26 protein-coding genes are annotated in these 20169 nt (G+C 76.2%); 21 read left to right on the forward strand and 5 right to left on the reverse strand.

Annotated features, from left to right (window positions below; all coding sequences use genetic code 11):
* Window positions 1–156: 156 nt before the first annotated feature.
* The 3 genes from ACZ3J7_RS13905 to ACZ3J7_RS13915 form a co-directional block, all read right to left on the reverse strand.
* A complete protein-coding gene (locus ACZ3J7_RS13905; RefSeq protein ID WP_465620213.1) occupies window positions 157–639 on the reverse strand; it encodes an ATP-binding protein in 483 nt (160 codons plus the stop codon).
* Complete coding sequence (locus ACZ3J7_RS13910; protein WP_465620215.1) at window positions 639–1094, reverse strand: STAS domain-containing protein; 456 nt, start codon at window positions 1092–1094, stop codon at window positions 639–641. Before ACZ3J7_RS13910 ends, ACZ3J7_RS13905 begins: the two co-directional genes overlap by 1 nt.
* Window positions 1095–1178: 84 nt before the next feature.
* The gene (locus ACZ3J7_RS13915) at window positions 1179–2009 is read right to left on the reverse strand and encodes a SigB/SigF/SigG family RNA polymerase sigma factor (RefSeq protein ID WP_465620541.1); all 831 of its coding nucleotides are present in this window, start codon (window positions 2007–2009) and stop codon (window positions 1179–1181) included.
* 502 nt (window positions 2010–2511) lie between these two features.
* Between ACZ3J7_RS13915 and ACZ3J7_RS13920 the strand changes: the two genes are divergently transcribed.
* The 9 genes from ACZ3J7_RS13920 to ACZ3J7_RS13960 all read left to right on the forward strand — a co-directional run bounded on the left by ACZ3J7_RS13920 (window position 2512) and on the right by ACZ3J7_RS13960 (window position 10731).
* Entirely contained in the window at window positions 2512–2835 is a 324-nt protein-coding gene (locus ACZ3J7_RS13920) for a plasmid stabilization protein (protein WP_465620216.1), read from the forward strand.
* A gap of 4 nt (window positions 2836–2839) precedes the next feature.
* The gene (locus ACZ3J7_RS13925; RefSeq protein WP_465620219.1) at window positions 2840–3199 is read left to right on the forward strand and encodes a hypothetical protein; all 360 of its coding nucleotides are present in this window, start codon (window positions 2840–2842) and stop codon (window positions 3197–3199) included.
* 169 nt (window positions 3200–3368) lie between these two features.
* Window positions 3369–3920 carry a hypothetical protein gene (locus ACZ3J7_RS13930; protein ID WP_465620223.1) on the forward strand — a complete coding sequence of 184 codons (552 nt, stop codon included), beginning with the start codon at window positions 3369–3371 and terminating at the stop codon, window positions 3918–3920.
* A 120-nt stretch (window positions 3921–4040) separates the two neighbouring features.
* Window positions 4041–4421: a VOC family protein gene (locus ACZ3J7_RS13935; protein ID WP_465620225.1), complete on the forward strand. Its 381-nt coding sequence runs from the start codon at window positions 4041–4043 to the stop codon at window positions 4419–4421.
* Between the two features lie 117 nt (window positions 4422–4538).
* A complete protein-coding gene (locus ACZ3J7_RS13940) occupies window positions 4539–6332 on the forward strand; it encodes a thiamine pyrophosphate-requiring protein (RefSeq protein WP_465620228.1) in 1794 nt (597 codons plus the stop codon).
* Window positions 6329–6754 carry a hypothetical protein gene (locus tag ACZ3J7_RS13945; RefSeq protein WP_465620230.1) on the forward strand — a complete coding sequence of 142 codons (426 nt, stop codon included), beginning with the start codon at window positions 6329–6331 and terminating at the stop codon, window positions 6752–6754. The genes ACZ3J7_RS13940 and ACZ3J7_RS13945 overlap by 4 nt, the downstream gene beginning before the upstream one ends.
* Window positions 6751–9117, forward strand: coding sequence for a GMC family oxidoreductase (locus ACZ3J7_RS13950; protein ID WP_465620233.1), 2367 nt, complete (start codon window positions 6751–6753; stop codon window positions 9115–9117). Before ACZ3J7_RS13945 ends, ACZ3J7_RS13950 begins: the two co-directional genes overlap by 4 nt.
* Window positions 9118–9122: 5 nt before the next feature.
* A complete protein-coding gene (locus ACZ3J7_RS13955; protein WP_465620236.1) occupies window positions 9123–10232 on the forward strand; it encodes an enolase C-terminal domain-like protein in 1110 nt (369 codons plus the stop codon).
* A 79-nt stretch (window positions 10233–10311) separates the two neighbouring features.
* Window positions 10312–10731, forward strand: a complete 420-nt coding sequence (locus tag ACZ3J7_RS13960) for a hypothetical protein (RefSeq protein ID WP_465620239.1) — start codon at window positions 10312–10314, stop codon at window positions 10729–10731.
* Window positions 10732–10797: 66 nt separating this feature from the next.
* Here ACZ3J7_RS13960 and ACZ3J7_RS13965 read toward each other — a convergent pair whose 3' ends face one another.
* Entirely contained in the window at window positions 10798–11814 is a 1017-nt protein-coding gene (locus tag ACZ3J7_RS13965; RefSeq protein ID WP_465620241.1) for an SDR family oxidoreductase, read from the reverse strand.
* 43 nt (window positions 11815–11857) lie between these two features.
* Window positions 11858–12424: a DUF6328 family protein gene (locus tag ACZ3J7_RS13970; RefSeq protein ID WP_465620243.1), complete on the reverse strand. Its 567-nt coding sequence runs from the start codon at window positions 12422–12424 to the stop codon at window positions 11858–11860.
* Between the two features lie 183 nt (window positions 12425–12607).
* Between ACZ3J7_RS13970 and ACZ3J7_RS13975 the strand changes: the two genes are divergently transcribed.
* From ACZ3J7_RS13975 to ACZ3J7_RS14030, 12 genes are all read left to right on the forward strand, one after another.
* Window positions 12608–13294 (forward strand): HAD family hydrolase, encoded by a 687-nt coding sequence (locus ACZ3J7_RS13975; RefSeq protein ID WP_465620245.1) that lies wholly within the window; start codon window positions 12608–12610, stop codon window positions 13292–13294.
* Between the two features lie 122 nt (window positions 13295–13416).
* Window positions 13417–13596, forward strand: coding sequence for a hypothetical protein (locus ACZ3J7_RS13980; RefSeq protein WP_465620249.1), 180 nt, complete (start codon window positions 13417–13419; stop codon window positions 13594–13596).
* 5 nt (window positions 13597–13601) lie between these two features.
* Window positions 13602–13943 (forward strand): hypothetical protein, encoded by a 342-nt coding sequence (locus tag ACZ3J7_RS13985; RefSeq protein WP_465620251.1) that lies wholly within the window; start codon window positions 13602–13604, stop codon window positions 13941–13943.
* A gap of 129 nt (window positions 13944–14072) precedes the next feature.
* Window positions 14073–14978, forward strand: a complete 906-nt coding sequence (gene ddaH, locus ACZ3J7_RS13990; protein WP_465620253.1) for a dimethylargininase — start codon at window positions 14073–14075, stop codon at window positions 14976–14978.
* A complete protein-coding gene (locus ACZ3J7_RS13995) occupies window positions 14968–16086 on the forward strand; it encodes an iron-containing redox enzyme family protein (RefSeq protein ID WP_465620255.1) in 1119 nt (372 codons plus the stop codon). The genes ddaH and ACZ3J7_RS13995 overlap by 11 nt, the downstream gene beginning before the upstream one ends.
* Window positions 16083–16634: a flavin reductase family protein gene (locus tag ACZ3J7_RS14000; RefSeq protein ID WP_465620257.1), complete on the forward strand. Its 552-nt coding sequence runs from the start codon at window positions 16083–16085 to the stop codon at window positions 16632–16634. Before ACZ3J7_RS13995 ends, ACZ3J7_RS14000 begins: the two co-directional genes overlap by 4 nt.
* A complete protein-coding gene (locus ACZ3J7_RS14005; protein ID WP_465620259.1) occupies window positions 16631–17857 on the forward strand; it encodes a carboxylate-amine ligase in 1227 nt (408 codons plus the stop codon). The genes ACZ3J7_RS14000 and ACZ3J7_RS14005 overlap by 4 nt, the downstream gene beginning before the upstream one ends.
* Before the next feature lie 64 nt (window positions 17858–17921).
* On the forward strand, window positions 17922–18578 hold the full coding sequence (locus ACZ3J7_RS14010) for a HemK2/MTQ2 family protein methyltransferase (RefSeq protein ID WP_465620261.1): 657 nt from the start codon (window positions 17922–17924) through the stop codon (window positions 18576–18578).
* Entirely contained in the window at window positions 18565–18867 is a 303-nt protein-coding gene (locus ACZ3J7_RS14015) for a CDGSH iron-sulfur domain-containing protein (protein ID WP_465620263.1), read from the forward strand. The genes ACZ3J7_RS14010 and ACZ3J7_RS14015 overlap by 14 nt, the downstream gene beginning before the upstream one ends.
* A 65-nt stretch (window positions 18868–18932) precedes the next feature.
* Complete coding sequence (locus ACZ3J7_RS14020; protein ID WP_465620265.1) at window positions 18933–19163, forward strand: DUF6213 family protein; 231 nt, start codon at window positions 18933–18935, stop codon at window positions 19161–19163.
* Between the two features lie 115 nt (window positions 19164–19278).
* Window positions 19279–19518: a hypothetical protein gene (locus tag ACZ3J7_RS14025; protein ID WP_465620267.1), complete on the forward strand. Its 240-nt coding sequence runs from the start codon at window positions 19279–19281 to the stop codon at window positions 19516–19518.
* 76 nt (window positions 19519–19594) lie between these two features.
* A complete protein-coding gene (locus ACZ3J7_RS14030) occupies window positions 19595–20167 on the forward strand; it encodes a hemerythrin domain-containing protein (RefSeq protein ID WP_465620269.1) in 573 nt (190 codons plus the stop codon).
* Window positions 20168–20169 lie beyond the last annotated feature (2 nt).

Raw genomic sequence — 20169 nt, forward strand, 5'->3', positions numbered from 1 at the left:
TCGTCGGCGGGCGGCGGCGGGTGCGGCCGCCCGGGGTCGGGGATGCTGCTGTCCACGTGACCACCACCTCGGCTCCGAGCGTCTCGGGGAACCTCCGGGAGCACGGCGCGGTCCCGACCGGGGCCGCGCCCTGCCTCCACTGTGGCACTTCCGCGTTCAGGGTTCCGCCGGAGGGGCGGTGGCGTCCTCGCCCGGTGGACGGAGCACCTCCAGCCAGACGGTCTTCCCGCCGCCCGGCACCGGCTCGCACCCCCAGGCGAGGGCCAGCCGGTCCACCACCCGCAGCCCGTAGCCGCCGGGCCGGGCGGGCACCCGGGCCGGGCGCATCACCGGCGGCCGGTCGTCGGCGTCCCGGACGGCGACCCGCAGCAGCGGCCCGCTCCTGGTCAGCTCCAGCCGGTAGGGGCCGGCGGCGTGCTGGCAGGCGTTGGTCACCAGTTCGCTGGTCATCAGCAGCACGTCCTCGGCGGCGGCCCGCCGGGCGGCGTCCGGCGCGGGCAGCCAACCCCATTCCCGTAGCGCCGAACGGGTGAATTCCCGGCCCCGGGCGACCGTCCCGGGCGCGGCGGTCAGCGGCAGGCTGCGGCGTTCCGTCCCGGCGGGGGCGGTCCGGTCGGGGCCGGGCGGGTGGGCGTCCATCACGCCGCCCCGGCCGTGTCGGGGCCCGGCCGCTCCCCCGGCGGCGCGGCCGCGGCGAGCGCGTCCTCGACGGTGGCGCGGACGTCCAGCACCTCGTTCGCGCCGGTGATCTCCAGGACCCGGGCGACCATCGGTCCGGGAGCGGCCAGCAACAGCGGGAGGCCGGCCCGCCGGGCGGCGCTGTGGGCGCGCAGCAGCAGGTTGAGACCGGTGGAGTCGCAGAAGTCGAGGCCGCCGCAGTCCACCACGAGCCGGCCGGGCGGGTCGGCGACGGCCTGCTCCAGGGCGTCGCGCAGCGGGCCGACGCTGTCGTGGTCGAGTTCGCCCTCGGGCCGCACGACCAGCGCGCCGGGCGGGCGGTGCAGTGCGACGGTGAGCGGGTCCCCCGGCCCGCCGCCGGGTCCGGTGCCGGGGTCCGGGTCGGCGCCCGGTTCCGCGCGGGGCTGTTCGTCCACGGTTCGAACACCTCCTGCCGAACGGTGTCGGGTCCTTGCACCCTGGGGTGGCCACCGGGTCGCGGCTACCCGGCGGCCCGGAACTCAACCGGCGGCTCCGCACCCCGCCCCGCGGTCCCGTTCGTCCTCCCCCTCGTCGTCCGGCCGGGCGCCCTCGATCCGTTCGCGCAGCCCGGCGAGGGTCGCGGAGAGGATCCGGGAGACGTGCATCTGGGAGACGCCGATCTCGGTGGCGATCTCGCTCTGGGTGAGTCCGCCCCAGAACCGCAGCAGCAGCACGGTGCGTTCCCGCTCGGGCAGCCGGTTGAGGAACGGCTGTGCCATCACCCGGAGTTCGGCGACCTCCAGTTCGGGGTCGCAGCTGCCGAGCCGGTTGATCAGGGCGCTGCCGGCGTCGTCGGAGTCGTCCTCGCGCAGCGAGTCGAGGGAGTCGCAGCGGCAGAGCCGGCCGGCCTCCAGTCCTTCGGCGGCCTCCTCCTCGGTGACGTGCAGTTCGGCGGCGAGCTCGGCCGTGTCGGGCAGCCGCCCGAGGGACTGTTCGAGCCGGTCGGAGGCGTGGGCGGCCGCCAGGTAGCGCTCCTGCACGCTGCGCGGGACGCGCAGCGGCCACGAGGTGTCGCGGAAGAAGCGTTTGATCTCGCCGGAGATGGTGGGGATCGCGTACGTGACGAACTCGACGCCGCGTTCCGGATCGAAGCCGTCGACCGCCTTGATCAGTCCGACGGTGCCGACCTGGATGATGTCGTCCAGTTCCTCGGGGCGGTGCCGGAACCGGGCGGCGACGAACCGCACCAGCGGCATGTTCAGCTCGATCAGGGTGCCCCGGACGTAGCTGTGGGTGGAATCCTCCGGCGGCAGCTCGGCCAGGCGGCGGAACAGCGCGTCGCTGAGCCGGCGCGCCTCGTACTTGCCCATGGCGCGCATCTCGCGCGGGCTCGGCCGGTGGGTGGGGTCCACCACCTCGTCGACGGCGGCCCGCGCGGAGCGTGCGGCCGGATGGGTGGCGGTACGGGTCACGGTACGGGTGGTCACGGGGAGTCATCTCCCGGGTGCGGTGGGACCTGCCCCAGCGCCCCGGGCGGCGGGCGCGCCGGAGGGCGGACGGTCGGACCCCGACCAGGATCGGGGCGGATCGTCCGGCACCGGCGACCGCGCGGCGGCGGGACGGCGACGGGGCGGGCGGAGAACCGTGGAACCCGGCTTCTTCAGGCGACGGCTCCCGACACGCGGCTCGCGTGCCGTGGCGTGGCGGCCCTTCGCGGGCCGGCCGCGCCGGGCGGTGCGCGCTCGGCGTGGCGTTCTCATTCATACCCGCCCCGCCCGCCGCGAACCCGATTCGCCCGATTCACCTGATTCGTCCGCCGCGGGCCGGGTAGGCGTGCCGGGCGACCCGTCCCACGACGAGAGGAGTCCGGTCATGCCCGCCGGTTCGAGCCCCAAGCGTGAGCGCCAGTACGAGCACATCAAGGAGAGCCAGCTGGAGCGCGGCGCGAGCGAGAAGCGCGCCGAGGAGATCGCCGCCCGCACCGTCAACAAGGAACGCGCGCGGCACGGCGAGAGCCGGACGGCGAGCCGCAGCTCCACCCACGACGTCTCCTCCGGACACCGGGGCGGCAAGCGCTCGCACCGGGGCGCCGGGGGGCCGACGTACCAGCAGCTCTACAACGAGGCGCGGCAGCGCGGCATCGACGGCCGCTCGAAGATGACCAAGGCCCAGCTCGCGCACGCGCTCGGGCGGTGACCCGATGACCGGGACGCCCCTGCTGACCGTGCCGACGCCCACCGACCCGGACGTCCGCCCGCCCGACCCGCCGGACGCGCCGCCCCGGCCGACCGACCCGCCCGGCCCGCTCTCCCCCACCCCGCCGCTGCCGGACCCGGACCCGCCGCTCGCCCCGCCGGTCCCGCACGACCCGCAGCCCCCGAACCCCGGCCCGCCCGGCCCCGGCCGCCCCGACCCCGCGCCGGACCCGCAGCCGCCGGGCCCCGGCCCGGACCCGCGGCAGCCGGACCCCGCGCCGGAGCCGCTGGAGCCCCCGGACCGGACCGGGCCGCCCTTCCACCCCGCGCCCCACCCCGACCCGGTCCCGCAGCCGAGCCCGTAGCCGCAGCCGGGCCCGGCCGGCCCGCCCGACCGCCTCGCACGGCCGCTCCGAGCGGACACCGGTTGCCCGTCCCGATCCCGGGGCGGGCAACTCCGCATCTCCGCAAGGTTGTTCGGTCCCACCGGGGGGTAGGGCGCCCTGGAGCGGGTCCGGGAGCGGGGGATGGCGCATGCGCGGGGTGGAGTGGCTGGGCCGGACGTGGCCCTGGCGGGTGGCGGGCGCCTTCGCCGTGCTGTGGCTGGCGGCCGTGGTGGTGGTGACCTGGCTGCTGTTCGGCGGGCAGCTGTTGGCGCTGAGCGGCCTCGCGGGCCCGACCGGCGGCTACGTGACCTCGGCCTGCTACGAGGAGGTGGAGAGCACCGACGTCAGCTGCGAGGGCCGGTACGCCCCGTCGCTCCCGGTCGGTGCGCCGTCCCGCCCGATGACGCTGCGCGGGGCCACCGAGCGGCACCGGGTCGGCACCCGGGTGGAGGTCCGGGAGGTCGGCGGCCGGGCGTACGAACCCTCGCCCGTCACCGCCGGCGAGTACGTCGCCTTCGCCGGATGGACGTCCTCGACCCTGGGCCTGCCCGCCCTCTGGCTGCTCGCCTCCGCTCGCAAGGGGCGGGCCCGGAGCGGTGACGGCTACGTCTTCACCTGGCTGGCGGTGCTGGTCGGCGCGGGCCTGCTGGGCCTGGTCCTGACACCGCTGTTCTGGCTGCTCGCCGTGGTCCGGGGCTGACGGGACGGGCCGGGGCGGCCTCGCCGCGACACGCGGGGGCCGGAAAACCCCTCGCGGCTGGGTGGTGCCGCGGGTACGGTCGACTGCCCGTCACCTCCCCACCGGAAGCAGGTTCCGTCGATGGCCTGTCGGATCAGCGAACTCGTCCTGGGCTGCCGCGAGCCCGAGGCGCTGGCGCGGTTCTGGTGCGAGGTGCTCGACTTCGTGGTGCTCGGCCGCGAGGAGGACGGCAGCGTCGAGCTCGGCCCGCGCGAGGGCTTCGGCGGCGCGCGGCCGACGCTGGTCCTGAGCCCCGAGGCCGAGCCCGTGCCCGGCCTGCCCCGGCTGCACATCGACGTCAGCCCGACCGACCGCGACCAGGCCGCCGAGCTGGAGCGGCTGCTGGCCCTCGGCGCCCGTCCCGCCGAGATCGGACAGACCGGCGAGGAGTCGTGGCACGTTCTCAGCGACCCGGAGGGCAACGTGTTCTGCCTGCTGGAGGCCCGGATCAGGGAGCTCTGACCGCCCCGCCCGGGCGGAAACACCGCGCCGGAGCGGAAGCGGCGCGGTGTTTCCGCCCGGACGGGAGGGTCAGACGCCCGGCGACGGAGTTCGCCGTGCGTGAAGGAGGAACGTCCCGTGTCCAGGACTGTGGCTGACCAGGTGCTCGCCCGCTTGCGGGAGTGGGGCGTGGAGCAGGTGTTCGGGTACCCGGGGGACGGCATCAACGGGCTGCTGGCGGCCTGGGGGCGGGCGGACGACCGGCCGGCGTTCGTGCAGGCCAGGCACGAGGAGATGGCGGCGTTCGAGGCGGTGGGGTTCGCCAAGTTCTCCGGGCGGGTGGGCGTGTGCGTGGCGACGTCCGGGCCGGGGGCGATCCACCTGCTGAACGGGCTGTACGACGCCAAGCTGGACCACGTCCCGGTGGTGGCGATCGTGGGGCAGACCGACCGGAGCGCGATGGGCGGGTCGTACCAGCAGGAGGTGGACCTGCTGAGCCTGTACAAGGACGTGGCGTCGGCGTACTGCCAGATGGTGACCGTCCCGCAGCAGTTGCCGAACGTGCTGGACCGGGCGTTCCGGACGGCCGCGACGTACCGCACCGTGACCGCCGTGATCATCCCGGCGGACGTGCAGGAGCTGCCCGAGCAGGCGCCGGAGCACGCGTTCAAGATGGTGCCGTCCAGCCTGGGGATCCCGCGCTCGCACCCCGTCCCGGACCCGGGGGAGCTGGCGCGGGCCGCCGAGGTGCTGAACGCGGGCGGCAAGGTGGCGATGCTGGTCGGGCAGGGCGCCCGGGGGGCGCGCCGGCAGGTCGAGCAGGTGGCCGAGGTGCTGGGCGCGGGGGTGGCGAAGGCGCTGCTCGGCAAGGACGTGCTGCCGGACACCCTGCCGTACGTGACGGGGTCGATCGGCCTGCTGGGCACCCGGCCCTCGTACGAGCTGATGCGGGACTGCGACACGCTGCTGACCGTCGGGTCGAGCTTCCCGTACAGCCAGTTCCTGCCGGAGTTCGACCAGGCGCGGGCGGTGCAGATCGACGCCGACCCGTTCATGGTGGGGCTGCGCTACCCGTACGAGGTGAACCTGGTCGGGGACGCGGCGGCGACGCTGGACCGGCTGCTGCCGATGCTGCACCGCAAGAAGGACCGGAGCTGGCGCAAGCGGGTGGAGAAGAACACCGCGCGCTGGTGGGACGTGATGGAGGAGCGGGCGAAGGTGCCCGCCGACCCGGTGAACCCGGAGCACCTGGTGCACGCGCTGGACGCGCTGCTGCCCGAGGACGCGATCGTGACGGCCGACTCGGGGTCGGCGGCGAACTGGTACGCCCGGCACCTGCGGATGCGCGGCACGATGCGCGGTTCGCTGTCGGGCACGCTGGCGACCATGGGCCCGGGCGTGCCGTACGCGATCGGCGCGAAGTTCGCGCACCCGGACCGGCCGGTGGTGGCGCTGGTCGGCGACGGCGCGATGCAGATGAACGGGCTGGCCGAGCTGGTCACGATCGCCCGCTACCGGGAGCGCTGGAGCGACCCGCGGCTGGTGGTGTGCGTGCTGAACAACCACGACCTGAACCAGGTGACCTGGGAGATGCGGGCGATGCAGGGCGCGCCGAGCTTCCTGCCCTCGCAGCAGCTGCCGGACGTGCGGTACGCGGACTTCGCCGAGTCGGTGGGCCTGCGCGGGCTGCGGGTCGAGGAGCCGGGCAAGGTGCGGGCGGCCTGGGAGTGGGCGCTGGGCGCGGACCGGCCGTGCGTGCTGGACGTGCGCACCGACCCGGCGGTGCCGCCGATCCCGCCGCACGCCGAGTGGGCGCAGATCAAGGACGCGGCCGAGTCGGTGCTGCGCGGCGACAGCGACCGGGCGGCGGTGGTCAAGCGCGGGCTGCGGGCGAAGCTCGCGGAGTTGCTGCCGCACCGGAGCAGGTCGTGACCGGGCCGCTGGCGGCGGTCCGCGAGGGCCGGTTCCAGCGGTCGCTGGCCCTGGCGACCGGCGCGGGTTCGGTGGTGGCCGCCGCCGAGATCTACCTGGAGCACGACCGGGCCGGGTTCGGGAACCGGATGATGTGGTGGCCGGTGGTGCTGGGCCCGGTCGGCGCGGCGGCGGGCGTCGCGGGCGCGGTGGACGCGCGGGCGGCCCGGACGCTGCTGCCGCTGGCCTCGGCGGCGATCGCCGCGAACGGGCTGCAGGGGTTCTGGCTGCACGTGCGCGGGGTGGCCCGGAAGCCGGGCGGCTGGCGGATGGCCCGGTTCAACCTGGAGACCGGCCCGCCGGTGTTCGCCCCGCTGCTGCTGGGCATGGTCGGCGGGATGGGCCTGGTCGCGGCGGTGCTGCGGCGCGAGGGGCGGGCATGAGCGCGCAGGGACCGGAGTACCGGGGCCGGTTCCCCGGCTACGACGCGCTGGCGCGCCGCCCGCACTGGGACCCGGTGACCGCCGCGCTGGTGACCTCGCGGGTGGCGGGTCCGCGTCCGCCGCTGCGGCTGTTCGCGCCCGCCGAGGAGGCCGCCGCCCGGGCGCTGCTGGAGCGGCTGCTGGACCACCCGCCGGTCGACCTGCTGACGGTGATCGACGCCCGGCTGGCCGAGCGGGAGACCGACGGCTGGCACTACGCCGACCTGCCGCCCGACGACCGGGCCTGGCCGGAGACGGTGCGGGCGCTGGACGAGGACGCCCGGGCGCTGCCGGGCCGCCGCACCTTCGCCGAGCTGCCGGAGCGGCTCCAGGACGGCCTGGTGGAGAAGGTGCGCCGGGCGGAGCGCTGGCACGGCTGGCCGGCGAAGCACGTGTGGAGCCTGTGGACGCGCTACGCGTGCACCGCGTACTACTCCCACCCGGCGGCCTGGAACGAGATCGGCTTCGGCGGCCCGGCGTTCCCGTCGGGGTACGCCCGGCTGGGCGTCGGGCGGCGCGAGCGGTGGGAGGTGGCCGACGCGCACCCGGAGCGGCGGCCGGCCGCCGAGCCGCCCGAGCCGCCGCCGCTGCCCGCCGTCACCGATCCCGGGCGGCACGGCGAGGCGCGGGCCGCGCTGGCCACGCTGCGGCAGACCACCCGGCGGCAGCGGGCGGTGCGGCGGCGCAACGCCTCCGCCTGGCTGCTGCCGCCGGACGGCCTGGGCTTCGACCGGCGGCTGGTGGAGCGGATGCGCCGGCACCGGGACGCGGACGAGGTCGACCTGGTGATCGTCGGCTGCGGCGCGGGCGGCACCGTGCTGGCGCAGCGGATGGCCCGGGCGGGCTGGTCGGTGGTGGTGCTGGAGGCGGGCCCGTTCTGGGACCCGCTGCGGGACTGGGTGAGCGACGAGTACGGCGCGCACCAGCTGTACTGGACCGAGCCGCGGGTGCTGTCCGGCTCCGACCCGGTGCCGATGGGGTCGAACAACTCCGGTCGCGGGGTGGGCGGTTCGATGGTGCACTTCGCGGGGTACGCGCCGCGCTTCCACCCGTCCGACTTCGCCACCCGCAGCCGTGACGGGGTCGGCGCGGACTGGCCGCTGACCTACGACGACCTGCGCGGCCCGTACGAACGGCTGGAGGCGGAGCTGCCGGTCGCCGGGCAGTACTGGCCGTGGGGCGAGCCGCACGCGTACCCGCACGCGCCGCACCCGGTGGGCGGCAACGGGGAGGTGTTCCTGCGCGGGGCGGCGGCGCTCGGGCTGGAGGCCCGGGTCGGGCCGGTGGCGATCAGCAACGGCCGGTTCGGGCGGCGTCCGCACTGCGTGTACCGGGGGTTCTGCCTGCAGGGCTGCAAGGTCAACGCGAAGGCCTCGCCGCTGATCACCCACCTGCCGGACGCGCTGGCGCACGGCGTGGAGGTCCGCGCCGACGCGATGGCCTGCGCGGTCGAGCTCGGCCCGGACGGGCTGGCGCGCGGCGTGCGCTACCTGCGCGGCGGGCGCGAGCACCTGCAGCGGGCCCGGACGGTGGCGGTGGCCGGCTACGCGATCGAGACGCCCCGGCTGCTGCTCAACTCGGCGAGCGGGCGCTTCCCGGACGGCCTGTGCAACGACTTCGACCAGGTCGGCCGGTACGTGATGGTGCAGGGCGCGCCGCAGGTCTCCGGCCGCTTCGAGCAGGAGGTGCGGGCGTACAAGGCGCCGCCGCCGGAGGTGTCGACGGAGGCGTTCTACGAGACCGACCCGGCCAAGCCGTACCGGCGCGGCTTCACGATCCAGACCGTCTCGCCGCTGCCGATCACCTGGGCCGAGCACGTGGTCGCCCAGGGCCACTGGGGCGCGAACCTGCGCCACTACCTGTCGGACTACGTGCACTGGGCGACGCTCGGCGGGCTGGCCGAGCTGCTGCCGCAGGCCGGCAACCGGGTCACGCTGGCCGCGGAGAAGGACCGGCACGGGCTGCCGGTGGCGCACTTCTCCTACTCGCAGTGCGACAACGACCGGCAGCTGATCGCGGCGGCGCGCGGCGCGATGGAGGCGGTCCTGGTGGCGGCCGGCGCCAGTGAGGTGATCGCCATCGACCGGTACGCGCACCTGGTCGGCGGCTGCCGGATGGCGGCCCGGCCCGAGGACGGCGTGGTCGACCGGGACCTGCGCTCCTTCGCGGTGCCGAACCTGCTGATCACGGACGGCAGCGTGCTGCCGACCCAGGGCGCCGCCAATCCGGCGCTGACCATCATGGCCCTGGTCGACCGGGCGGCGGGCGTGCTCGCCGCCGGGGCCCGCCGGGGGCTGCGGACCCCGCACCGACGGACGGAGTGACAGTCATGTGGACCGACCATCCGATCGAATGGCTGACGGCGCGGGTGTACACCGTCCCGACCGACCGCCCCGAGGCCGACGCCACCCTCGCCTGGGACTCCACCACCCTGGTGCTGGTCGAGGTGGGCAGCGGGCCGGCCACCGGCCTGGGCTGGACGTACGGCGTGCCCGCCACCGCCGCGCTGGTCCGCGAACAGCTCGGACCGGTGGTGCTCGGCCGCGACGCGCTCGACACGGCGGGCGCGTACGAGGCGATGCGCCGGGCGCTGCGCAACGCCGGCCGGCCGGGCCTGGGCACGTACGCGCTGTCCGCCGTCGACCTGGCGCTGTGGGACCTGGCGGCGCGGCTGCTGGACGTCCCGCTGGTGGGGCTGCTGGGCGGGCGGCCCCGGCCGGTCGCGGTGTACGGCAGCGGCGGGTTCACCACGTACCCGGACCGGGTGCTGGAGCGGCAGCTGCGCGGCTGGGTCGAGGAGCAGGGCATCCCGCGCGTCAAGATCAAGATCGGCGAGTCGTGGGGCGGCCGCCCCGAGCGCGACCTGGAGCGGATCGCCGTCGCCCGCTCCGCGATCGGCCCGGACGCGGCGCTGTACGTCGACGCCAACGGCGCGTTCACCGCGAAGCGGGCGATCCGGCTGGCGGCGGCGTTCGCCGACGACGGCGTGACCTGGTTCGAGGAGCCGGTCCCCTCCGACGACCCGGCCGCCCTGGCCGCCGTCCGCGCCGCCGTCGCCCCCGACGTCGCGGCCGGCGAGTACGGCGACGACTCGCGCTACTTCGCCCGGCTCGCCCCCGCCGTGGACTGCCTGCAGGCCGACGCCACCCGCTGCGGCGGCCCGACCGGCTTCCTGCGCGCCGCGTCCGTCGCCGAAGCCTGCGGCGTCCAGCTGTCCGCGCACTGCTCGCCGCACGCCCACGCGCACGCGGCCGCCGCCCGGGCCGCCACCGTCCGGCACCTGGAGTGGTTCCACGACCACGTCCGGGTCGAGTCGCTGCTCTTCGACGGCACCCTCGACCCGTCCGGCGGCACCGTCACCCCCGGCGCGGACGGCGCCCCCGGTCACGGCCTGACCCTCGTCGAGGGACGCGCCGCACCGTACCTGGTGGACGCCTGACCCGGCCTGATTCGCCCCGGCCGCGCTGGGCAGACGCCCGCCGACCAGGAGCAACGGAGCAACCGAAAGGACCTGAACCATGCTGCTGCTCGGAATCCTGCTGTTCGCCGCGTCCGGCGCGTTCGCCGGCCTGCTGATCGCCGACAACCTCGGCGGCGGCCCCGAGACCGGCGTCACCGTGCTCGGCCACCAGATCGCCACCATGAGCACCCTCGGCGCCTTCCTGGCCGGCCTGGCCCTCGCCCTGCTCTTCTGCGCCGGCCTCGCCCTGACGGTCGGCGGCCTGCGCTGGCACCGCCGCCACCGGACCCCCGCCACCCGGGACGCCACCGCCGCCCCGGGCCGCACCGAAGACCGCGCCGACCTCTCCGCCACCGACTCCTACGGCACCGAGACCGGCACCGGCACCGACCCCTACGGCACGGGTGGCTCCACCGCCGCCCGTCCCACGACCGCCCAGCCCGCGCGCGGCCGCCCGCGCCACCGCTTCACGCACTGACGGAGGACCCGTACGGCGGCGCCGGAGACCTCGCGTCTCCGGCGCCGCCGTACGCGGGCCCGGACGTCAGCGGCGGCGTCCTCCCCGCCGCCGGGCGAGCGCGCCGGCCGCGAGGAGAACGCCGCCGGTCGCGGCCAGCGGGACGCGGTGGCGGTCCGCCCAGGCCTGGGTGCAGTGCGCGCGGGCCTCGTCGTCGAAGCGGCCGTGCGCGCCGCGGTCGCGGTGCTCGTCGAGCGGGGTCCACAGGTTGTCGGGCTGGTCGGGCGGGCGGGCGGCGTCGGTCTGCTGGGCGTCGTAGCCGGTGCGGGCGAGGTGGCGGTCCAGCAGGCCGGGCACGAGCGCGTTGGCGAACAGGGTGGCGACGGTCGACGTCCCGACCCGGTACTCGCGGCGGCCCGGGTGGTCGGCGGCGTGCACGACGGCGCGGGCGATCGGCTCGGGCTGGTAGACGGGCGCGACCGGACGCCCCGCGCGGGGCAGCCGGGAGCGCACCCAGTCGAACTGCGGGGTGTTGACGGCCGGCAGCTGCACCATCGTGCAGCGCACCGCCGTGCCCTGGTGCAGCAGTTCGCAGCGCAGCGCCTCGTGCCAGCCCTGCAGGGCGTGCTTGGCGCCGCTGTACGCGCTCTGCAGCGGAATGCCCCGGTAGGCGATCGCGGAGCCGACCTGCACCACGCAGCCCCGGTTGCGCGGCAGCATCCGGCGCAGCGCGGCCCGGGTGGCGTACACGTAGCCGAGGTAGGAGACCTCGGTGACGCGGCGGAAGTCGGCGGGGGCGATCTCGGTGAAGGGCGCGAAGACGGAGGCGAGGGCCGCGTTCACCCACACGTCGATCGGTCCGAGGGCGCGCTCGACGCTCTCGGCGGCGCGCTCGACGGCCTCCGGGTCGGCGAGGTCGACGGACACGGCGACCGCCCGGCAGCCGGCCCGGCGGGCCTCCGCCAGGGCGGCGTCCAGGCCGGCCCGGCCGCGGGCCAGCAGGGCGACCCGGTCGCCGCGGGCGGCGAACGCGCGGGCCACGGCGCGGCCGACACCGGCGGAGGCGCCGGTGACGACGACGGTACGGGGTTCGGTGGATGCCATGGCGGGCGTCTGGCCGATCGGGGCGGAACGGAAACCGGGCGCCTCAGCTGCGCCGCTCGCCCTCCTCGCCGCCGCCCCCTTCCCCCTCCCCCTCCCCGCTCCCGCTCCCGTTCCCGTCGCCGTTCCCGTTGCCGTTGTGGCGCAGCAGCAGCCAGGGCAGCAGGAGCCACCACAGCGCGAACCAGGCCATCACGACGGCGACGATCAGCCAGGCGTACGGGCTGCCGTTGGTGGCCAGGTGCAGCAGCAGGAGTAGGGCGGACCCGACGGTGAGGGCGAGCAGGACGACACCGAGGGTGACCACCCGGGCGGTGGCGTCGACGAGTTGGGGCTTGAGACGGCGGCCGGCCAGCAGCCGGTGATAGGCGACGGGCGCGATCAGCGCGCCGGTGGCGAGGGCGCCGAGGACGACGGTGACCACGTACAGGCCGCGTTCGAAGACGCCGAGGGTGGCGAAGCGCGGTGTGAAGACCACGCTCAGCAGGAAGCCGAACAGGATCTGCGCGCCGGTCTGGGCGACCCGGACCTCCTGGAGGAGTTCGATCCAGCGCCGGTCCGCGCGCTCGTTCGGGGTCTCGTGCCGGCCCCGTCGGTCCTCGGCCGTGGGCATGGTGGCGACCCTCTTCCGTCCGTCCCCTCCTCGTCCCTCGTCCCTCGTCCCGGGCGTCTGTCCGCCGGAACGGGACGGAAACGGGGGCGGAAACGGGTGGGTGTGGGACACGGCTGCCGGGGTAGACGGGGGCACGCGCCGGAACGGATCCGGTCGGGGGCACTGGTCGGGAGGAGGGACGGCATGGCAGCGGACGTCGCGGCCGCGCTGTTCGACGTGGACGGCACCCTGGTGGACACCACCTACCTGCACACCCTCGCCTGGTGGCAGGCGCTGGCGCAGTTCGGCCACGAGGTGGACGCCGCCCGGATCCACCGGGCCATCGGCATGGGCGGCGACCAGCTCCTCGACCACCTGCTCGGGGACGACCGGGACCGTTCCGAGGACGACGCCGTCAGCGCCGCCCACCTCGCCCTGTACGCCCAGCACTGGCCCGGCCTGCGGGCCTTCCCGGGGGCCGCGGACCTGCTCCGGGAGTGCGCCGGACGGGGGTGGCGGGTGGTGCTGTCGACGTCCGCCTCCGGCCGTGAGCTCGACGTGCTGCGCCGGGTGCTGGACGCCGACGACGCGGTGTACGCGGTGACCGACTCGGACGCGGTGGACACCTCGAAGCCCGCCCCCGACCTGGTCGAGCTGGCCCTGCGGCAGGCCGACGCCCCGGCCGCCCGGTCGGTGTTCGTCGGCGACAGCGTCTGGGACGCCCTGGCCGCCGGACGGGCCGGAACCCCCTGCCTGGGCGTGGAGACCGGCGGCTTCGCCGAGGCGGAACTCCGCGAGGCGGGCGCCGTCGAGGTGCACCCCTCGGTCGACGCGCTGCTGCACGGCCTGGACGACAGCCTGCTGGCCCGCCCGGGGGCGGGTGCGCGATGAACGCGACGGACGCGACGGACACGACGGCCGACGCGGACCGGACGGACGGCGAGGACCGACCATCCGGCCTGAACCGGCAACCTGGCCTGGAGCGGCGACCCGGCACGGACACGGAGAGTGACATGGACCCGGATACTGCGGGCGACGCGGGTGGGGCGGGTTTCGAACCGCGGGGCGGCTCCCGGTTCCGCCGCCTGGGGTACCGGGCGCGGGCGGCCTCCTGGGCGGCCCTGTGCGCGGTGTGCGTGCGGCTGGGCCCGGGCCGGGCCGCGCTCCCCGGGACGGTTGACGACTGGCGGTGAGGCTGATGGACGGCACGACGCTCTCCCCCAGGGAACGCCACCTGCTGGCGGTCCTGGAGGCCGAACTCCGGGTGGACGTCGAACTCGACCTCCGGCTGCGCACCATGCGCCACCACCAGTTCCGCGCCATCCTCGGCCCGCCCTGCCGGGCCCTGCTCGCCGCGCTGCGCGCCCTGCTGGCCCTGCTCGCGGGGGCGGCGCGGCTGGGGCGGGCCGGAGCGGTGGCGACGGCGGCCGCGGTCACGGGGGTGGTGCTGGCGGTGTCGGCAGGGCTGCCGCCCTCCGGACCGAACGTCCGATCATCATCTGATGACGATCGGACGAACCCGATGTCGCGGATCCGATGATCACCTCATGATGATCGGATCGTCTCCGGTCGGATCATCCCTCCGGCGGCCGTTCCGCACCTCCCCCGCCCGCCTGTTCCCTCCCCCGGGACCCGTTTCGCTCCGGCCCGGCCCGGACAGACGCGCCCCATGAACGCGGCACCGACTCCCCTCCGCCCCGACCCGCGCCCGGCCACCCGCACCGTGCGGCGGGCCCGACGGCGGCGGTACCTGCTGTGCCCGCCCGAGCACTTCGCGGTGACGTACGCGATCAACCCGTGGATGGACCCGGACCGTCCGGTGGACCGGACGGCGGCGCTGCGGCAGTGGCAGGAGCTGGCGGCGGCGCTGCGCGGCCTCGGGCACCGGGTGGACCTGCTGGGGCCCGAACCGGGGCTGCCCGACATGGTGTTCACGGCGAACGGGGCGACGGTGGTGGGCGGCCGGGTCCTGGTCGCGCGCTTCCGGCACCCGCAGCGCGCGGGCGAGTCGGCGGCGCACCGGCGCTGGTTCGCGGCCGCCCGGTTCGACCGCGTCAGCACGGCCGCCGAGGTGAACGAGGGCGAGGGCGACCTGCTGGTGGCCGGGCCGCGGATCCTCGCGGCCAGCGGCTTCCGCACCACCCCCGCCGCCCACCGGGAGGCCGAGCGGGTGCTCGGACTGCCGGTGGTGTCACTGGAGTTGACCGATCCGCGCTACTACCACCTGGACACCGCGCTGGCCGTCCTGGACGACTCCCGGGTGATGTACTACCCGGACGCCTTCGCGCCGTCCGCCCGCCGCCTGCTGCGCCGCCTCTACCCGGACGCGATCCTGGCCCGCCCGGCGGACGCCGCCGCGTTCGGCCTGAACGCGATCAGCGACGGCCGCCACGTGGTGCTGCCGGCCGCCGCCCACGGCCTGGCCGGGCAGCTGCGGGCGGCGGGCTACGTCCCCGTCCCGGTCGCGCTCCCCGAGCTGCTGAAGGCCGGCGGCGGCCCCAAGTGCTGCGTCCTGGAACTGCGTTCCGCCCAGCCGGACGAACCCGCCGACGAAGGGACACCCCGTGCCGCTTGATCCGGACACCGCACCGGCGCCCGCCCCCACGGACCTCGCGCCGGCGGCCGGCCGATCGACGCCGACGGGCTCGCCCCCGCTCCCCGCCGCCCGCGGCCCGCTCTCGGCCGCCGTCCTCGCTCGACTGCGCCACCCCGCGCCGAGGCAGCTGTCCGCCGATCTGTCCGAACTCGCCGACCTGCGACCCGATCCGTGGAGCGAGGACGCCCAACTCACCCTGTACGTCTGCTACGAGCTGCACTACCGGGGCTTCGCGGGCGTCGACGACGACTGGGAGTGGTCACCGCTGCTGCTCGCGCTGCGCGGACGGCTGGAGCGGGCGTTCCTGGCCGCGCTGCGCCGGGAGGTGGGCGAACCCCCGCCGCTCGCAGCGGTGCTGGCCGACCTGCTGGCCGAGCCCCCGGACGGCGACGGGCCCTCGTACCACCTGCTGGCGGCGGGCACCCGGCAGCAGGCCCGCGAGTACCTGGCGCACCGTTCGCTGTACCACCTGAAGGAGGCCGACCCGCAGATGTGGGCGGTGCCCCGGCTGCCGAACCCGGCGAAGGCGGCGCTGGTCGCCGTGCAGTACGACGAGTACGGCGCGGGCCGGCCGGAGCGGGCGCACGCCGAGCTGTTCGCGGCGATGATGGCCGACTTCGACCTCGACCCGGCGTACGGCGGCTACCTGGACGCGGTGCCCGCGCCCGCCCTGGCGGTGGTCAACACCATGTCGCTGTTCGGCCTGCACCGGGCGCTGCGGGGCGCCCTGGTCGGGCAGTTCGCGACCGTGGAGATCACCTCGCCGCCGGGCGCGGCCCGGCTCGCGGCCGCGTTCGAACGGCTCGGCGCCTCCCCGCGCGGGACGCTGTTCTACCGGGAGCACGTCCTCGCCGACGCCGTCCACGAGCAGTTGGTGCGGCACACCGTGATCGAGCCGCTGCTCGCCGGGGCGCCGGACTGCCCCGCGTCGGAGATCGCCTTCGGCGCCCTGGCGTACACCCTGGTCGAGGACCGTCTCGCCGACCACCTGATGACCGCCTGGCGCTCCGACTCCTGTTCCCTGCTCCGCCCCCTGCCGCCCGAATCCGCCCGCGCGCTCCCGCCCCTGGGAGGAACCCGCCGATGAACGCGCCCACCACCGGCTTCGAGGCCTTCCTGCGCCTGCTCGACCAGCCCGCGTACGTCGTCACCGCGGCGGCCGGGGACGGCGCCGGGGCGGACGCCGGGATCCGGGCCGGCTGCCTGGTCGGTTTCGGCTCGCCCTGCTCGCTGCACCCGCCCCGGTTCGCCGTGTGGCTGTCGCACGCCAACCGGACCTACCGAGTGGCCTGCCGGGCAACGGTGTTGGCCGTCCACCTGCTGCCGACCGACGACGCGGGAGCGGCCCTGGCCCGGCTGTTCGGCGGTGACACCGGCGACGAGGTCGACAAGTTCGCCCGGGCCGCGTGGCATCCGGGTCCCGCCGGGGTTCCGGTGCTCACGGACGCGGTGGCCTGGTTCGCCGGGCGGGTGGTCGGCCGGGTCGAGGGCGGGGACCACACCGCGTTCCTGCTCTCCCCGCTGGACGGCCCGCAGGGCGGCGGTGCGGCCCGACTCCCGCCCACCGCACGGCGGGACATCACGGCCCTCACCCTCCGGGACGTGGACGACGTCGACCCGGGGCACCCGGCATGAGCACCCGGCCGAACCCCCCACCGGATACCCGGCCGAACCCCCCACCGGATACCTGGACGGACACCCCGCCGGCTCCCCAGCCGACCCCCCGGCCGAGGAGCCGGCCGAGCGGCCGCGTCCCGCCGCCACCGCTGCTGCGCTTCAGCGTCGAGGAGGAGTTCCTGCTGACCGGCCGGCGCAGCCGGGTCACCGTGCCCGCCGCCGGGGCGGTGGTCGCGGACGCCGCCCGGCTGCTCGGGCCGCGCGCCCAGCACGAGTTCCTGGCCACCCAGGTGGAGGGCTGCACCCGGCCGGTCACCACCGCCGCCGAGCTGCGCGCCGAACTCGGCGACGCCCGGGACGCGTTGCAGGAGGCCGCCGAGCGCGCCGACTGCCGGCTCGTCGCCACCGGCACCCCCGTCCTGCCCAGCCGCCATCCGTTGCCGGTCACTCCGCAGGCCCGCTACCTGCGGCTGGCCGACCGGGTGGACGGCGTCGCCGACCAGGTGGGCGCCGAACTGTGCGGCTGCCACGTCCACCTGGGCGACCTGACGCACCGTCAGGCACTGGCTCTCAGTGCCCGGATCCGCGGCTGGCTGCCGCTGTTCCAGGCGTTCTGCGCCAACTCGCCGTTCTGCGAGGGGACCGACCACGGCCGGGCCTCCGACCGGCACGACCGGTACGGCCGTTGGCCGACCTTCGGACCGGCCCCGGTGCTGGACGAACCGGGCTACCGCAGCACCATGGAGCGGCTCCTCGCGGACGGCGTGATCCTCGACCGTCGGATGCTGTACTGGTACGCCCGCCCCTCCGAGCACCTCCCCACCCTGGAGGTGCGGATCGCCGACAGCAGCGCCGACCTGGACACCGTCCTGCTGCTCGCCGTCCTGCTACGCGCGCTCGCCCACACCCTGCTCGACCCGCGCACCCGGGCCCGGCCCCGGCCGCTGCCCGATCCGGTCCTGCACCTGGCGCACCGCCGCGCGGCGGCCGACGCCCTGGACGCCCGGCTGCCCGACCCCCTCACCGGCGTGCTCCGGCCGGTGCGCCACCTGCTGCCCGAGTTGGTCGAGTTCACCGCCGGAGCACTCCTGCGCACCCACGAGCTCGGGCTCGCCCGCCACCTCACCAGCGGCCTCCTGGCGACCGGTTGCGGCGCCGACCGCCAACGCGCCGCCCTCGCCCGGCACGGCCACCTCACCGCCGTCGTCGACGACCTCGCCGACCGCACCGCCGCCCGCTGAACCACCCGCCGGAACTCTCACCCCCAAAGGTGTCGGGTCGGCATCCCAGGGCATACGCAGGCCCATGCTGCTACTGAGACCACCCGGCGTGTACCCGGCCCAGGGGGACACCGCTCTGCTGCTGGACGTGCTCGGCCGGGAGCCGCTGCGGCCCGGCGCGCGCTGCCTGGACATCGGCACGGGCTGCGGCTCGCTCGCCCTGGCCGCCGCCCGGCGCGGCTGCCGGGTGACCGCCGTGGACCTGTCGCGGCTGTCGCTCGCCACCGCCTGGCTCAACGCCCGCCTGCACCGCCTCCCGCTGCACGTGCGGCACGGCGACCTGCTGCCCGCCCGCCCCCGCCCCGACGGCCGGTACGACCTGGTGCTGAGCAATCCTCCGTACGTGCCCGCCCCGGAGCCCGGCCCGCCGCCGCCCGGCGTCGCCCGGGCTTGGGACGCGGGCCCGGACGGGCGGCTGCTGCTGGACCGGCTGTGCCGACGGGTGCCACCGCTACTGGCACCGGGCGGGGTGCTGCTGCTCGTCCAGTCCTCGCTGGCCCAACCCTGGCTCACGGCGAGGAAGTTGCGGGACGCCGGCCTGCGGACGACGGTGGCCGCACGACGCCTGCAGGCCTTCGGTCCGGTGATGACCGCCCGCGCGCCCTGGTTCGAGCGCACCGGACTGATCGAACCGGGCGTCCGCACCGAGGAGTTGGTGGTGATCCGCGGTGTCCGCCCCTGACCCCGACCGGGCCGCCGACCCCGGCACCGACCGGAATCCCCGGATCCGGCTGACCGAGCGCGGCCCGCTGCTGGTCGACGGCCCGGTGGAACTGCTGCTGCCGGACGGTACGGTGCTGGAATGCGACCGCCCGGTCGTCGCGGTCTGCACCTGCCGCCGCAGCCGCCGCTACCCACTGTGCGACACCAGCCACCGCGCCCGCCGCCCGGCCCCGGCCCCGACGACGTCCGCGTCCGCGTCCGCTCCACCCCCGTTTCCGGCGGACGGCCCCGGGCAGACGCGCGGGTGAATACCGATACCGAGACGTACCGGCGCGAGTGAGCGCAGGAGGACGCGCAGGAGGAGGTGGTCACCGTGGGACGGCTCAGTGTTCCGGTGATCTGCGGACTGTCCGGCGGTCTGGCCATCCCGGCTCTCCAGGTGGTCGAGCTGCTGAGGGCGTTGCCCGAGGAGTGGGAGGACTGGGCCGACCGCGAGGACAGCGGACTCGACCCGGTGACCACGGCCGCGCTCGCCGACCTGGTGCGTCAGCTCGCCGACCAGATCGACCTCGCGTGCATCGAGATCGCCAGCGAGGAGGAGTGATCCCCCCGACCCCCTTGGCCATGCCCGGTTGGCCATGCCCGGTCACGCCGTTCTCCCGCCCAGGACCGGGTCCCCGCAGGCGTAGATGACCACCCCCACCTCACGGAGGGCCCGCATGGCCGACTCCCTCGACCCCCTCGACTCCATCAGCCCCGGATCCCGCGCCGGCCGGAAGCGGGCGCGCAAGCCGGGCCCGCCCGCTCCCTCACAGCTGCGGCTGCCCGAGGGCCGGCCGCCGGACGAGCACCCGGCGCACCCGCCGGAACAGCACCCCGACCGGGCCCACCGGTGGCGCCCGGTGGAGGTCCTGGAGCTTCCGCCGGTCGAACCCGGCGCACCGGAGGAACTGCCCTGACCTGGGGTTTCCTGTTCCCTACGCTGGGCATGCGCGCGCCGGAAGGAAGACGGACCACCGGAGGAGGCGCGCGGACATGGCAGCCGACCGCGAACCGGACCTGCTGGAGCAGCTGACGATCGATCACGAGGTGCTGCGGGTGCGTTTCAGCGAACTGGCGGGGCTCCCGCTGGGCGATCCGCAGCGCTGCCGGCTGGCGGCGGTGACGGCCGACGCCCTGGTGCGGCACCTGAGCGCCGAGGAGGAGCACCTGTACCCGATCGCCCGGCACGGCCGCCCGCCCGGCGACGACGCGGTGGACCACGGCCTGCAGTCGCACGCGGCGCTGCGCGCGCTGGTCCGGGAGCTGCGGGCGGCGACGGCGGGTTCGGCGGAGTTCGACCGGCTGGTGGTCCGGCTGGTCGAGGAGGCCACCGGGCACTTCGGCCGGGAGGAGGCCCGGCTGTTCCCCACCGTCCGCGAGCACACCTCCCCGGCGCGCCTGACGGCGCTGGGCGCCCGGTTGCGGGCCACCGAGGCGACGGCCTCCCCGTTCCCCCACCCGGGCCCGGACGCGCTGCCGCCGCCGGACGGCCTGGTGGACCCGGAACTGCCCTGGGGCGAGCGGATGCACCGGCGCTTCCGGTTCGGCGACAGCAGCGAGCCCTGAGG

The organism is Kitasatospora sp. NPDC015121 (assembly GCF_055562955.1).